General features: G+C 52.9%; 13 protein-coding genes and 1 tRNA gene. 7 read left to right on the top strand and 7 right to left on the bottom strand.

Annotation, left to right across the window (positions count from 1 at the left end; translation table 11 throughout):
* Positions 1-86: 86 nt before the first annotated feature.
* The gene (locus KIH39_RS10945; protein ID WP_213499363.1) at positions 87-743 is read right to left on the bottom strand and encodes a MarC family protein; all 657 of its coding nucleotides are present in this window, start codon (positions 741-743) and stop codon (positions 87-89) included.
* Positions 744-969: 226 nt separating this feature from the next.
* Here KIH39_RS10945 and KIH39_RS10940 point away from each other — a divergent pair, with 226 nt between their 5' ends.
* From KIH39_RS10940 to KIH39_RS10920, 5 genes are all read left to right on the top strand, one after another.
* Entirely contained in the window at positions 970-4,230 is a 3,261-nt protein-coding gene (locus KIH39_RS10940; RefSeq protein ID WP_213499362.1) for a hypothetical protein, read from the top strand.
* Between the two features lie 37 nt (positions 4,231-4,267).
* Positions 4,268-5,107 carry a vWA domain-containing protein gene (locus KIH39_RS10935; RefSeq protein WP_213499361.1) on the top strand — a complete coding sequence of 280 codons (840 nt, stop codon included), beginning with the start codon at positions 4,268-4,270 and terminating at the stop codon, positions 5,105-5,107.
* Between the two features lie 99 nt (positions 5,108-5,206).
* Positions 5,207-5,965, top strand: a complete 759-nt coding sequence (locus KIH39_RS10930; RefSeq protein ID WP_213499360.1) for a hypothetical protein — start codon at positions 5,207-5,209, stop codon at positions 5,963-5,965.
* A 134-nt stretch (positions 5,966-6,099) separates the two neighbouring features.
* Positions 6,100-10,371 (top strand): hypothetical protein, encoded by a 4,272-nt coding sequence (locus KIH39_RS10925; protein ID WP_213499359.1) that lies wholly within the window; start codon positions 6,100-6,102, stop codon positions 10,369-10,371.
* An 83-nt stretch (positions 10,372-10,454) separates the two neighbouring features.
* Positions 10,455-10,525, top strand: a tRNA-Gly gene (locus KIH39_RS10920).
* A 27-nt stretch (positions 10,526-10,552) separates the two neighbouring features.
* On the opposite strand, the gene KIH39_RS27095 is transcribed toward KIH39_RS10920, so the two are convergent.
* The 3 genes from KIH39_RS27095 to KIH39_RS27090 all read right to left on the bottom strand — a co-directional run bounded on the left by KIH39_RS27095 (position 10,553) and on the right by KIH39_RS27090 (position 11,771).
* A complete protein-coding gene (locus KIH39_RS27095; RefSeq protein WP_390623706.1) occupies positions 10,553-10,900 on the bottom strand; it encodes a type II secretion system protein GspG in 348 nt (115 codons plus the stop codon).
* 97 nt (positions 10,901-10,997) lie between these two features.
* Positions 10,998-11,411, bottom strand: a complete 414-nt coding sequence (locus KIH39_RS10910) for a type II secretion system protein GspG (protein WP_213499357.1) — start codon at positions 11,409-11,411, stop codon at positions 10,998-11,000.
* A gap of 27 nt (positions 11,412-11,438) precedes the next feature.
* Positions 11,439-11,771: a type II secretion system protein GspG gene (locus tag KIH39_RS27090; RefSeq protein ID WP_213499356.1), complete on the bottom strand. Its 333-nt coding sequence runs from the start codon at positions 11,769-11,771 to the stop codon at positions 11,439-11,441.
* A 296-nt stretch (positions 11,772-12,067) separates the two neighbouring features.
* Between KIH39_RS27090 and KIH39_RS10900 the strand changes: the two genes are divergently transcribed.
* Positions 12,068-12,463, top strand: coding sequence for a (R)-mandelonitrile lyase (locus tag KIH39_RS10900; RefSeq protein ID WP_213499355.1), 396 nt, complete (start codon positions 12,068-12,070; stop codon positions 12,461-12,463).
* Positions 12,464-12,597: 134 nt separating this feature from the next.
* Here KIH39_RS10900 and KIH39_RS10895 read toward each other — a convergent pair whose 3' ends face one another.
* Together KIH39_RS10895 and KIH39_RS10890 are read right to left on the bottom strand one after the other, a co-directional pair.
* Positions 12,598-13,206 (bottom strand): nitroreductase family protein, encoded by a 609-nt coding sequence (locus KIH39_RS10895; protein WP_213499354.1) that lies wholly within the window; start codon positions 13,204-13,206, stop codon positions 12,598-12,600.
* A gap of 74 nt (positions 13,207-13,280) precedes the next feature.
* The gene (locus KIH39_RS10890) at positions 13,281-13,892 is read right to left on the bottom strand and encodes a ribonuclease HI family protein (protein WP_213499353.1); all 612 of its coding nucleotides are present in this window, start codon (positions 13,890-13,892) and stop codon (positions 13,281-13,283) included.
* A gap of 29 nt (positions 13,893-13,921) precedes the next feature.
* Here KIH39_RS10890 and tsaB point away from each other — a divergent pair, with 29 nt between their 5' ends.
* On the top strand, positions 13,922-14,656 hold the full coding sequence (gene tsaB / locus KIH39_RS10885; RefSeq protein WP_213499352.1) for a tRNA (adenosine(37)-N6)-threonylcarbamoyltransferase complex dimerization subunit type 1 TsaB: 735 nt from the start codon (positions 13,922-13,924) through the stop codon (positions 14,654-14,656).
* On the opposite strand, the gene KIH39_RS10880 is transcribed toward tsaB, so the two are convergent.
* Positions 14,649-14,981, bottom strand: coding sequence for a hypothetical protein (locus KIH39_RS10880; RefSeq protein WP_213499351.1), 333 nt, complete (start codon positions 14,979-14,981; stop codon positions 14,649-14,651). The genes tsaB and KIH39_RS10880 overlap by 8 nt on opposite strands.
* Positions 14,982-14,986: the final 5 nt, after the last annotated feature.

Genomic DNA, 14,986 nt, shown 5'->3' with positions numbered 1-14,986 from the left:
GTCGCTGGTGTTGACTGTCGTTTATCTTAGGAATCCTAAAGGCTTTTCGAACCGAAAGTTAGCCTTGCTCGGAATCGCCGACGGCTTCAACCAGCAGCCTTTTCAGGGATGTTCAGGATATCCCGGAGAATAGGCTTGAGCCCATCGAAGAAAAAGTGCACGGCTATCACCATGGTTATCAGACCCATGAGCCGCAGCATGACCTTGTTGCCACTCTCGCCGAGAAATTTCGTCAGTCTTTTACCGCCCAGCAAGATGATCAGGGTGGTGACCATAACGAGCGTCAGGGTAATGATGACCGTCATTTTTTTGGGAATCGAGTCGGCGAGATTCCACAAAACCATTGTGTTGGCCATCGCCCCCGGGCCGCAAAGCATGGGGATTCCCAAGGGGGTTAGAGCGATGTCGTGGGCGTAGTCGTGGGTGCTTTCCTCGTCGATATTGGTGCGGGAGAGGCGGGCATGCAACATTTCGTAGCCGACGATGAAGAAGATAATCCCGCCAACGATTTTGAGTTCTTCGATGCGAATGTCGAAGAAGCGAAAGATAGCCTGTCCGGTGAAAGCAATGGCTATCAGAATCAGATACGAAATCAGAGTGGCTCTCAGGGCTACGCCATTTTGCTGATGGGGATTCAACTTATTGGTCATTCCCAGAAAAATGGGAAGATTTCCAATGGGATCGACCATGACAAATAGGGAAACGTAACTGAAAATACCGAATGTAAACATCTCGTCGAGCATTGGGGATTCGCCTGGGTACGAAAAAATCTCGCTTTAGCCTTATCTGTGCCGATTTCGAGAACGAATTCCGCTTTATCCGCGTCTACTAATTAAAGCAGCAATTGGGTAAAAAAGTAGGATGCGCGGGCCTTCCCGGAAACTTCCCATCAATTCGCTTTGCGCGAAGCCTGGCTTGAGTTATCCTTAAAATGTTGCGAATTACGCTTAGTTTTTCAGGGGACGAAGGGTGTTCGATCCTTATCACGACTGGTTGAGTATTTCGAAAGTACAGCGTCCGCCTTCGCTGTATGCCCTTCTGGGAATTTCGTCCAGCGAACGAGATCCGGAAGCAATTTCAGACGCCTGCATGCTACGGATTCTCCAAATCAGCCAACATAAAAAGGGCCCGCATGCCCAGCTGTATGCCAAAATCGTTAAGGAAATTCAGGAAGCCCGAGATATTCTGAGCAATCCGGCCAAGCGGGAACAGTACGAAAATAATCCAAAAGGGTACCTGCATCAATCCAACTCCACTAAAGCCGCCTCGGAAGACGAAGGTTCGGATGTGGAACCCCTGGATCTGGCGGATGAATCGACTCGGGCCACCAACGATCCGTCGGCTTGGTGGGATGATGCCCCCGTGGAACCCGCGCAGCCCAAAGCCAAGAAGGTGGACTGGTGGAAACAGGAGATACCCGTATCTCCAGGGCACGTGTCAGCCACGCCTCTTCCTGCAGCAACTCCCCCCGCATCGCCGGTCAAACCGAGTTTGGTGGTTGCCGCCGGGTTCGATGAATTCACGATGAAGAAGCGAAAAAGCCCCCGAAAACAGGGCGGGGCTTTGAAGTGGGTTTTCGGAATCCTGCTGTTGGCGGGCGGTGGAGGCGCTGCTTACTACTTCACGCAAATCGCCGGGAAGGGCGTCGAAGAAACAAAAGTCGCGACTCAGTTAGAAAAAAAGGACTCAGAAAAAGAGGTTTTGACACCCAAGTCCGGCATCACCCCACCGGTTAAAACGGATGCGGCTTCGGATATTGCCAAGCCCGTTGAGGTTCCCCCTAAAGAAATCAAGAAGGAAGACCCGAAAGGACTCCTCGCCAACACTGTCAAAAAACCGGTTTTTCAGTCAGGTATCCTCAAAGGCCATCAGGAGGCCGTGCGCTTTTCAGTATTGCGAAAAGATGGTTCTGCTCTGGTGACCACTGGCGACGATCAGTTAGTGCTCTTGCACCGACCCGATTTCACGGATGCTAAAAAACTCGTCAAATTGGAAAGTCCCGCTCGGGGCCTGTTGATGTTCCCTTCCGGGAAATCGATTGCCGTGACTGATGGCGGGACGATTTTCGTGATTCAACTCGAATCGGGAGATACCACCCAACGGTTGGTGAACCTTCGAGGAGGTGTTCGCGCACTCGCCATTTCCTCCGACGAACAAATCCTCTTCACCGGCAACACGGCCGGCGATGTGGATTTCTGGAAGTTGGGCAACAAGGAGCCGATTAAATCCGTGAATCTGGCTAGCACGGGAGCCGTAACATCTTTGGCCGTCACTCCGGACGATTCGATCTTAGCCGTCGGGATGAGTGATGGCTCTATCCAGCGCATCGATGCGAAGACCTACAAGAAACTGAATAAGTGGAAGGGGAGTGCCAAGGGTAAGAGTATCACCCAGCTAGCATTCTCCCATGATGGCGGTAAGTTGATTTCTCTGGGAGACGATAACGAACTTACCGTCTGGAACCCGGTAAGTGACCAGAAACTCGAGTCGCTGTCCGGCGGTAAGGATACCCTCACCGCCTTCCGTCAGATGCCATCGGATAAATCCTTATTGGCCTGCTCTCTGGAGCGGGGCTTAATCTCGACCACGTACCCTTTGAAAAAATTCGATGGCACACCCACAACTCTCGAAGCGAAACCCTATAGTCTCGACTCGACTTCCAGTGGGGATCTGGTTGCAGTTGCGCTGAGCGAGGGAAAGACACAAATCGTTAGGCTGCAAGCTGCCGAGGCAGGCGATGTTCCCCCGGTTGGGAATCTGGAGATGGCTCTGTTGCCTCCGCAACCTCTCCCGGTGCCGGATTTCAATACGCTCAAATCGCTCTGGCAGGAGTTCAAGCAAAAAGAAGCCGCGTTACTGGATTCGGAAAAAACCGAAGTGATAACCAGTAGTGGGGACCGCTTTGCGAAACTCGCGGAATCTGTAGCTCAAGCTCCCGAGTCTCGGTTCATCTACTTCACCGCGGCGCGCAAACAGTATGTGAAATTACTCGATTTCGACAAAGCGTTCAAAGTCGTTGCCAGCCATTCGCGCTGGTTCCAGATCGACAGTTTTGAAGAGTGGACCAATATCCTGGAGGAGATCGCCAAAAACATTCCTAATGGGCTATTGCCTCCGTTTACTGTCCGGTGCATGTCATTTCTCGATGAAGCCGAGAAAGCGCAGCGTTACGATTGCATCGTGCGATTACTGCCCGTGGTCGAACGGCTGGCGAAATTCTCCACTGCGGAAGAAGTCGTCAATTCCATTGAAAAATTGAAAGGGCGTTTGAAGTCCAATCTGCTCGAAGAGGGGCAGGCCGTCGAAGCCCGCAAGAAGCTGGAATCGAATTCGAACGATGCTTCCTCCCATGCGATTCTCGGAAAATACCTGCTGCTTCGGAAACGGAATTATGCCGAAGCTCTTTCTCATCTCTCTCAGGGAGATATGGAATCGCTCAAAAAGCTTGCCAGCCAGGATCTGAAGAATCCGACCGAGTTTCGAGATCAGATCGAATTGGGAAATGCCTGGTGGGCTTTGGGGATTTCACCCGAGGTTGCCAACGATTCGGCTAAAGCCAGTTGCTGGTTGCGTGCTAAACATTGGTATTTGAAGGCCCTCGAAAGCGGTCAGGTCGGGGCCGCCGATAAAATCGAACTTCTCAGCAAAAATACTCAGGCCACCGAACTGGCCCGGCGCCTGGACGCCAATTCCACTAAAAATGCCCCGAAGACGCCGGCAACCACAACTACTACTCCAGCCACGGCGACCGAGACAAACCTGGTGCGTTCCAATGCTCAGCTGATTGGCAACGAAAAGAACTTCTCTGCGAACCTGACGAATTCCGGCGGCTCCCGACTCGAAACGGACGGCGTGCGCTTCACGAAGAACGATGCGGCAATCACGACCCGTTTTCTGGTAGAGGACAGCTGGAGGATTCACATCACCGCCATTCCCGGGGCTGCGGGATTGCGAATCCAGGTGCTCGGCGAAGAAATTGCCTTTCCGGGTACGGCACCCAAGAGCAGTATCGTCTACACCTTGGATCGGAAGGGAACGAAGCTCAGTTATTCCTGTCAGGGATCTGTGAACAAGTCCGCGATCCCCTCCTCCGGAACGATTCTCCTTCAGGCGGACAAGAGCCCCCCAACTCCGATTGTGATTCAGCCGGGCGGGAATATTGCTCCGGAAGGAATCTTGCTGAAATCGATTACGTTCAGCGGTACGATAAAACCGATGCCTAAAGAGTAAGTACTCGGGTCCGACTCGCTAAATTCCACGGATAGCCATGCCATATACAGCTGAAATCAGCCGCACCAATCCGACCTGCATTTTATTTCTCATCGATCAATCCAGTTCGATGGAAGGCCCTTTTGGAGGTCAGCAAGGGAAGAAAAAATCAGAAGGTGTCGCGGATGCTATCAATCGCGTTTTGCAGAACCTGGTTCTGAAGTGCGCCAAAGCGGATGGCGTCCGCGATTACTTTCACATCGGGGTGATCGGTTACGGCGATACAGTGACCCCGCTCCTCAAGAACGTCTCGGAAAATAAGGTCCTCCATCCGATCAGCGCGGTGGCAACCTCGCCGATGCGCGTCGAACAGCGCAAGCGACTGGTGGATGATGGGGCAGGGGGATTTACGGAGCAGAGTTATCGCTTCCCAATCTGGTTCGAACCGGTGGCCGAGGGCAAGACGGCCATGTACGGGGCTCTGGAACTGGCCAAGCAGGTCATCGGGGGATTCCTCCTCCGTTTTCCAAAATGCTTTCCGCCTTTGATCATCAATCTCACCGATGGCCAGCCCTCGGACGCCAACCCGATGCAAATCGCTTCGGAAATCCGAGCTCTATCCAGCACCGACGGGCAGGTTTTACTATTTAACGCCCACATTTCGGAGCAGGAAACGGTCCCGGTTTCCTTTCCTTCCGACGATAACCGCCTTCCCGACATCTACGCCAAGGTTCTGCTTCGAATGTCGAGCGTTCTGCCAGATAAATTGCGATTGGCGGCGGAGGAAGAAGGCTTTGCTGTGAATCCGAACAGCCGGGGTTTCATGTTCAATGCGGACCTGGTGGCCCTGGTAAGATTTCTGGAAATCGGGACGCGCGTGGCTTCTCACGTTCGCTAAAAAGAATTACCGAAACCACCCGCCGGGTTCGCCGTTTAGCTCACTATGCGGCCAATGGCCAATGGCCAATTGTTGGCATTCCAACTTGAAGGATGAAGGATGACGAGCCAGAAGCCATTCCGGTGGAGTAGCTTTTCGCAGCCAAAGAAGGGACATTCACTTGCCGAGTATGAGGATTCCGCCGCGGCGGACCTGTCCGTCTGCCGATTCGCAATCGCGGACGGAGCCTCGGAGAGTTCTTACTCCGGCGAGTGGGCCAACAAGCTGACCTTCGGTTTCATCGAAAATTCTTTATTGCAGGCACCCAACGGCTGGGCGGATTGGCTGCCGCCGCTGCAAAAGCTTTGGGCCAACAGCGTGCCCGCCTCTCCAGAGAATATTTCCTGGTTCGCGGAAGAAAAACTGCACGATGGGGCCTTTGCCACATTTCTCGGTTTGGAATTCACCCTGCTGCCGAATGAACGAACTTATCAGGCGATTGCTGTGGGAGATTCCTGTTTATTCCACGTTCGAGATGATAAACTTGTAAAGGCTTTTCCACTTCAAGCCGCCTCGGAATTTAGCTCACGGCCGGCCTTGTTGAGTTCGAAGCCGCGCAGTGCGGGAAAGACTCCGATGGAAAAACGCCTTTTGGCGAACTTCCTGCCTGGTGATATATTTTATTTGATGACGGATGCATTAGCCTGCTGGTTCCTGACGGAGTTGGAGTCGGGAAAGAAACCCTGGCTGGATCTTAATGATATTCGCTCACTCCCCACACCGGAAATGTTTTTCGAGACCTGGGTAACCACGCAGCGAGAATCGGCCGCCTTGAAAAATGACGATATTACTTTGCTGGTTATCGATGCTTTAGAGTGAATGTCTCAAATGCTGCCGCTGCAACGAATTAGCCCTGTCGGGCTCGGCGTCCAAATTTTGCCTGGTGTTCCCGATTCGGAACGCCGGGCAATCTGCGTTCGCATGACTCGGCATTCCGCGAAGGATGTGCCATAATGAATTGGCCCTTGTCCCAGGATTACAATGAGGCGATCCAGAATCCCGCCAGCTGCTTTTCAGACCCTGATCTGAAGGCGGGGGAGGTCCCGGCTGGTCCCTTGGGAATCCCGGTGCCCCGTTCGGGCAATTTCGCCGATGTGTATCAACTCCGAGGGGGCGACGGCTCGGTTTGGGCCATCAAGTGCTTTACCCGTAAAGTCACCGGCCTGCGCGAGAGATACGCGCAGATCGACGAACATCTCCGGAAGCAGAATCTGCCATTCACCGTCGGCTTTCAGTATCAGGAAGAGGGAATTCGGGTACGCAACCAATGGTTTCCGATCGTCAAAATGGAATGGGTGGAAGGCTTCACCCTGAATGAATTCGTTCGGGATAATCTCGAGAAGCCCCACGTTCTCCAGGCACTCCTGGGTGTCTGGTGCCGGTTATCCAAGAGATTGCGAGATTCCGAAATCGCCCATGCCGACTTGCAGCACGGCAACGTTCTGCTGGTTCCGGGATTTACTCCCGCTAAGCTCGGTTTAAAATTGATCGATTACGACGGTATGTGGATACCCAGTCTGGCCGGGAAAAACTCGGGTGAAGTCGGGCATGCCAATTATCAGCACCCCTTGCGGGCCAGCAACCGCATCTTCGGTCCCGATGTCGATCGCTTCCCGCATCTGGTTATAGCGACGGCCCTGCGCGGAACCATCCTCGGAGGCGAGGAACTTTGGAAAGCCTTCGACAACGGCGACAACCTGCTTTTTCGCGAATCGGATTTCCTGGAACCCGCGAAAAGTCCACTGCTGAAGAAGCTGGCCAGTTTCAAAGATCCGACATTGAACGCGTTGCTCGCCAATCTGGTAATCAACGCGCGCAAGCCCCTCGATAAAGCCCCCTGGCTCGATTTAATCCTCCCCGAAGAAAAGCCGGCGGTCCTCACCCCCATTCAGGAAAAGGAGGCCAGCCAGACGCTCGGTTATTCGCTGCAGAAGAAGTCGACCGAAACCACCAAAGCGCTCAGCACCGCTGTTGCAAAGCCGGTTGCGGCCGGCGATGTGGGTTGGAATCAGGCCCAGGCCAAACCGGCCCCTGATAGCGTTCCTGCTTTCGCGGCTCTCACTGCCAAACCGGGCGAGGCGCTGCAGCGCAAAGGCTCCCGACTGCCGCTGATCGTCGGCGGACTCGTATCGATTGCAATGCTGGTGGTCAGTTTGATTATCTTCACGAACAAGAAAAATGCGGAAGATCTCAGCAAGAAATCGGATCCGGCGAAGGACAAGACCGAGTTAGTCAAAAACGACAAGGACGAGAAGGAGAAATCCGATTCGCCCAAGAAAAAAGACGAAATTGCGGTCGCTCCTCCTAAAGAGACGCCTCCTCCAAAAAAGGATGAGGTCAAAACAGTACCTACCCAACTCGTGGGCGTTCAATTCAACCCACAACCCGCACCGGAGACGACCGCTAAGCAGGTGCGAGTGCTCACCGATGGTACTTTGGCCGTGCTGGATTCAGCCAGCCCGCCGGTCATCAAAATTCTCGACCTGATTAAAGGGGGAGAGCCGGTTTCGATCAAACTGCCGGCCGATCAGAACTTCACGGCGTTCGCGTTTTCCAATGACCGTACCAAGTTAGCGCTCGCCGATGACAAGGGGGAAGTCAGCCTGATAGACCCGGCTTCCGGACAAAATCTTCGAAAGATCAACGAAACCAGTCAGCCGGTCGCCGGTCTGGTTTTTTCCAACGACGACAAGTGGCTCTTTTTCGGTAATCGTCAGACCGATGAAGTCGAGAAGGTCAACTGCGATACCGGCATGGTCACTCGCAATGCGATCCTCATTCCCGACAAGAAGTTCCCGAAACCGAAAGGGATTGCCGATGTCCGGGCCGCTCGCGAAGGAGACACGGTCTACATTCAAATGAAGACCTCCGTGCATACGCTGAACTTCAATCCGAAAGGCGGGACCTGGTGGGCATTCGCTTCACCGGTACGCTCGATTGCCATGTCGCAAAACGCCAATCTCCGCTTTGCCATGCTGGATAAGCCGAGCAATCCGGAATCGCTTTTACTCTCCACGGAATCCGCAGAGAAAGTTCGCCTCGATTCCCCTCCGATCGATTTGCACGATTGCTTCATGGATCCCGAAGGAAAGTTTCTCGGCGGCTTATCGGAAAAAACTCTGCTTCTCTACGAAACTGCCCGAGGTAAGTTGCTCGGTAAGTACGAGGCCAGCGAGCCTCTGATCTGGGCGGACGTACTGGATGCCAAGAGCATCGTGGCTCAGAAAAAGTCGGGAGGACTGCTGGTACTCGGAATGCAGAAATTGTTGAGCGATAACCTTCTCGCCGAGCAGAACTATTCCAGGGAAATCAAGAAGCTTTTCAGTCTGCCCGGTGAGGCTTCCTGGAATTGCCTCGATTTCACCTTCGACAATTCCGAGCTGTATTTTGGGAATAATCAGGGGCCCAACATCCAGGGCTACAATCTGATCACGCGAACAAAAATTGCGGATTGGTCCGCGGGTAAAGTGTTCTGTCTCCGCACTTCCGCGAACGGGCAGATTCTTGCTCAGACCTCTCCGAGCGTGGCCAAACTTTGGGATGCCAACGGCGAAAATATGGAGCTGCTCAGCTTCCCGGCCGAAGTCTGCGCAGTGGTTCGCCCGGCGGGGCGGGGCCACGTCATCGGCGGCGCGATCGATGGCAAAATTCACTATGTCGTTCCGGATTCGAATGGCCGAACCGGTTCTTTTCCACACCATGGCCCCATTAAAATTCGAGCCATCGACATTACACCTAGCGGTAATATCCTCGCCAGTGTCTGCGACAACGGGGAAATTATTGTTGGCACCTATCCGCAATCCACCGTGCGGATCGGTCTGGGCGAGACTCAAGGAATCACCTTCAAAATTGCACTTTCGCCGGATGCCGGTACCGTGCTGAGTTACGGTCTGGATAACACGGTTCAAATTTGGGACACCTTCACACGCGGTCGCAAATTCAAACTCGAAGCTCATACGGAACCGGTAATCGACGCTCGCTTCACTCCCGATGGTCAGTACATCGTTACGGTCGCGAAAGATAATACCCTGCGGCTTTGGAATGCGAACAACGGCACAGAACTTCAGAAGATTTCGTTACCCGCGAGTCCCAACGGTTTGACGATCAGCAAGGATTCGCGTCTGTTGGCGACGGCACTAGGAGAAGGAAAATCCGCGCAGATCATCCTGTGGAGTTTACCCTCTCCCGCCCAGGCGATTTTCACCAGTAAGATTGCGATCCCTTCCCGCGATCCGGCCAACCCGGGCGATCCGGGGATGAATAATGCGAATAGGATGACGGCCGGATTGGGCCGGGTGTTTACGACTGGCGTGGAGCCCGATTCGATTCGGAACATCGGTTATACCGGGGATGGTAAGAAATTCGTGCTGGTACGCCGTAATGGTTCGGTGGTGATTTACGACGCGGAAACGATGAAATTGCTCGATACGATGGAAGTCGATAAGGAATGCACCGCGGCTGCCCTGATTGGCGACTTAATGTTCATTGCGAATGCGGATAATCATTTGAAATACTTCGATTTGGGTACGCAAAAGCTGGTGAAGGAATTTGAGCCCACCAAAACCACGATTCGAGGTATCTATCCCTATTCCGATCAACGGACGATTTTGTGCCGGGATGATGCCGGATTTTTCAGCTTAATCTACGGAACCGCCGGGAATAAACCGAGGCATTATGCCACGCCGATCAATTATGCCGGCCCCGATCCCTCCCGGATCAGTCTGGCCCCGACGACCCGTCGAGCGTACGGGATTGACGGTAACCATCTGATCAGCTGGGCGGCGGATGACGGCTCCGCCCGGAAAGTAGTTGCGGAATTCGATGGGATTATTCAGAGCTTTGCGATTTCCCCCCAGGGAACTCGCATTACGGGCGTGACGGCGAACTCCATTAGTACCAGCGATGCGAATGGTAAGCTGGTTGCGAAGATACTCATGCGTTTGGGGGGCCTACCGGCCGATCCACCCCACGGTTTGCAATTTATTGACGGCGGCCGCAAGATCGTTGGAGCTTCTTATAAGGGGGGCGTGAGAGTCTGGGACATCGCCAAGGGAACCTTGCTTCAGTCCCTCCCCGGGGAGTTCTTCTCGTACGAAATGTCGGCGGTATCGCCGGACGGGAAGTTATTTGCGATGATTAGCGGGCTGAAGCTGGGCGGCGATAACACGATGAATGTCCGCAATCAGCTCTCGATTTGGCGGCTGGTGGATGACAAGAAGAAGTGAGAGTAAGGCCGATTGAAGCGTCTCCAACGGCAATTTTCGGGTGCCTTGTCAGACGTGCGTTTGGCAGATAAAACTTAGATTGTGCGGGATTGGTATATCGGCTGTGCCCAGCCTTCCCAAGGCTGTGAGACGGGTTCGACTCCCGTATCCCGCTCTGTTTTTCAATTCTCCTTTGAGCAAATCAATCGTTCCAATTGCCGATAATCTTCCCAGTCTCAGGATCAACTGTCCAGATGTCGACTTGCTCTCCCTTGTGATGCGGACCGGCCGGATCGTACTGATATTTTTGGCCCCAGGGATCGATGATGTCGTTCTGCGAGTTGAGAAACGGTCGCCATTTATAGGGTGAAGTGAGGAGAAAATCGAGATCAGATGGATATTCGAGAAGTCGTATTTTGTATAGCTCACAGGTTGTCACAATGTTCGAGATGTCCGCTTTTGCAAATGCGGTTCGGGAATCATCGGGACTAGGGGAACGGAAAAAAACACATCCTCCAGACCAGGTCAGTGAGGGTATAAGAAATGCCATTAGAACGAGGAGGATTGTCCCCGGAGTGTGGGATTTTTTATTCATTTTTGATCAGCGAATTCTCAAATTGACATCGATTTCCATGAATCGAGCTCAATTACTTTTCCCAATTTCCGATAATTTTCTCAGTCTTAGGATCAACCGCCCATACATCGACATTCTCGCCTTTGTTATGTGGTCCTGACGGGTCGTAATGAAAATTATGTCCCCAGTTATCGATGATATCTGGAGGGGAGTGGAGAATTGGAGGTCCGCCATAGGGTGGCTTCAGGAGCTTGTCCAATTCTTCGGGGTACTTCCCTAGTCTTAGTTTGTAGAGATGACATGCCTGAGCAATGACCTCAGCACTTGACCGAGCGCTGCACCCGTTGGAGTCATCGAAACCGCCAAACAAGATTCCCATCAACGATGCGACTACAACGACTGTGAGCGCGGCAAAGATCAGGAAGATATGTTCAGATTTAAGAAGTCTTTTTCGGGACTCAGGTTTGTCGTTTTCTATTTCAATCATTTCGGATCTACTCCAGTCTTCATGCGACTACTTACTCCAGTTGCCGATGATTTTTCCAGTATTTGGATCAATCGTCCAGATATCGACCCTCCTTCCGTTGTTACTCGGGCCGTTCGAATCGTTGAAGAATTTATGACCCCACTGATCGAAGAGGTCACTCCCCGAGTTGAGAAATGGGCGTCCGCCATCGGGTGGCTGTAAAAGCTGATCGAGATTCTGAGGATATTTTCCAAGTCGATTTTTGTAGAGATCGCAAGCTTCAGCGACATTCATCGCATCAGAGCGAGAGGCCGCTTCCTTTGAATCATCAAAATCATCGAATCTGAGGGAAAGTGCGAATTGCCACGTGAGGAACGCCATAAAATACAAAAATAGATAGTATGGATTCAGAAACCGTTTAAAAACCTCTGGTTGCGACACGCTCACGTTGAGACATTTTCTGGCTCCGCGATTGAACTTGAAAACTGATTGAATTGTAAGCCGTAAGGCCCGATGTGCTTCCTCGAAAATTCAGTCTATCATGCTTGATTAAGATCTTTCCTAGAAAGAGTGATGTCTGACCGCAGTTACATCGATTTCAAAGCTTCCACACTCTATATGATCACCTTGTCCTTAGCTCAGAGGCTCGAACGGATTTAGGGAAGGAAGTTCTCAACATGGAAATCAAGCGAATCGGCTCCCAGCCTTCGAAAAAGGGACCGGCAGACTGGTTTACCGGCACCGTGCGGATCGACCCTCTGTTTGAAGTCCCCGAACCAGGTCGAGCATCGGCTGCCAGTGTGACCTTCGAACCGGGGGCTCGAACTGCCTGGCACACGCATCCGCTCGGCCAGACTCTGATCGTAACTTCGGGTTGCGGTTGGGCTCAACGTTGGGGTGGGCCAATCGAAGAAATTCGGCCCGGCGAGGTGATTTGGTTTCCACCGGGAGAGAAACATTGGCATGGTGCGACTTCGACCACGGCCATGACTCATACTGCGATTCAAGAAAAGCTGGACGGCAAAGCCGTGGATTGGCTGGAGCACGTCAGCGAAGAGCAGTATGGAAACTAGCTCTCCAGTGATTTTTCGGCCACCACCAGTTATGTTTTGAATGAAGATTTCGACTGCTGCAGATTGATGTAAAATCGGAAATAGCGATGGTTTAGGTGGGACTGGCAATTTGCCAGTGCGTGTACGCTTCTCGTTTACTCCACCAACCCCGACTTCGTGCCCCACTTATCCCCAAAAACGAAATCCGTGATCGGCTTCCGGCTGCGGGGCGTCAGTTCCCGCTGCTTCAAAGGCTCGGGCAGCTTCTCCGGATCGGCGGCATAGCCAATCGCCAACCCCGTAAACGGCTGCACCCCCTCTGGTACTGCATAGAGTTCTCTAACTTTGTCCGGCAGGATGCCAATCATTTGATGAACTACCAGACCGCGGGCCGTCGCTTCAAAAGTCAACGTCGCACTGGCCAGACCGAGATCGTGAAAGGCCGCCGCGTTCGGCTTGCCATTCTTCGAAAAATTTAAACTCGTGCAGCCGATGGCGAGAACTGGCACGGCCGCCGCCCAAGCCTGATTTCCTTCCGTCAGACAGGAAAGCAGCTTGGCAAACGCCGTCGAATCTGATTTGGCGGCTACGATGTAGCTCCAAGGCTGTTCGTTGTAAGAAGACGCAGCCCAGCGAGCGGCTTCAAAGAGCGATTGCAAATCGGTTGAGGAAACTGCCCGATCCGAAAAGCCGTAGGGGCTCCAACGTTGCTTGACTAGATCGTGAATGGGATGAGCGGGCTGGGCGATTTTCAGAGTATTCATTTCGATTCCTTTGCCATTTCGAGATTCGCTGCTTCATGAACATTTCTACAGCCGGAATTTCCAGATGTTACGCTTCAGTCCTCGGAATTTTTGCCCTCAATGGCATTCAGAAGTTCCTTCAGCAGCATTTCGGAAAACGGTTTCACCGGGGAGCCGTTGCGCCAATCCTCGGCGTAAAACTCGATTAAAGGCAGACAGCGTTCCCTCAAGTCCTTCTGAGCGGGGCTGGCCGTCGGTTTGGCTTTCGCTTTCTTCTCGGGCGCGGCGACTCCCAGTTTTTTTTCTTCGGCATCCAAGGACTTATTGCACAGCTCATCGGCGCGCTTATTCAGTTCGCGACGAACGTGGATGATCTCGAATGACTGCAATTGCTCGATCAGTTCTTTTGCTTCTTCGTAAAGCGGCAACAGATCGGCGTTTTTGACCTTATAAACTCCGGATATTTGCCGAACCATCAGCTCGCTATCGCTATACACTTTCAATTTTTTGAACTGGTGCGCGGTGGCATAGTCCAGGAGTTCCAGAAGGGCGGTGTACTCGGCCACATTATTGGTGGCTTGCCCCATGAATGCCGTGCGCTCGATGACTTCGCCGTCCGCATCGTCTTTCAGCACAAAAGCCCAGGAGGCAGGACCGGGATTGCCGCGGCTTCCTCCATCCACGTTTGCGGTTCCACTACGTGCCATGTTCCGCTTTCGCTACACTGGTGAAGATAATGAATCGTTCTCAACAAATATACGAAGTGACGATGCAACAGCCGTGCGGAATATTACTAATTGAGACCAGTGGTTTGCCGGGCCGTGTCGGGCTGATTTTGCCCGGCGGCCAACCACTCCACCGAACCCTGCAAACTGGCCAGCGGCATGCTCGCGATCTATTGGTCGCTATTCGAGATTTAGCCTCGGAGGCGAAGATTGAATTAAAGACTCTGGCTGGGATTGCCCTCTCCATCGGTCCGGGAGGTTACACCGGACTTCGCGTTGGGCTGACGGCCGCGAAGACATTGGCTTTCGCCTTGCGAGTGCCATTGCATGCGATACCGACCTTTGATTGGCTCCGGGAGATTCCGGGGAAGGAATACAAACAGTTGATATTGGTCTCGGATGCCTTGAAAGGGCAGGTCTATTCGGAAATTGTCGAAGTCGGACAGGACGGCTTTGCCTCACGATTCCCACTGAATGTTCGGCCGCTAGCTGATGTCCTCAACCAGGTCCGGGAGAACACTCTAGTAATGGGCGAGCAGAAATTGCGTGCTGCCGTACCGGAGCCAATTTCGATGATGGAACGAGAATTGCTGTCGGCAGAGCAGATTTTTAAAGCGATGGTAAAGTGCGTCGATTCGGGCAAGTATGTGAGCCCGCAGTTATCCCTTTTGGAGCCGCTCTATTTACGAGGCAGCTCCGCCGAGGAAAAAGCGAAGGAAATGCAATCGCAGATCAAGATTACCTGAGCTGCGAAACCGGGTAGGTTGGCATCGGCTGATACTGAGCCGATGGCATCTTCTTTTCGGGAACTAACGGTCCGGCAGGCGAAATCACCGGCGGTGGAACCGTTTGATCAAAGATCGGTGGAGATTGGCTGATAATCACTCCAGCCGGTGCGGCCGCGCCGCATCCACAGCCGGCGGCAACGGGAACGCCCCCGTACATGGGTGTCGAGTAGCTGCCGCTGATGTAGTAGGGTTCTTTGTGTTTGTGGAACCAGCCTTCACAGCAATGGCAACCGGAACACAGGGCGGTAAAGCCAGCAAATAATATCGTTACCAGACGGGTCATTTCAC

This window comes from Telmatocola sphagniphila (assembly GCF_018398935.1).
Taxonomy (GTDB): domain Bacteria; phylum Planctomycetota; class Planctomycetia; order Gemmatales; family Gemmataceae; genus Telmatocola; species Telmatocola sphagniphila.
Note: the sequence above shows the minus strand (reverse complement) of the source record. Positions and strands in the feature narration are given on the sequence as shown.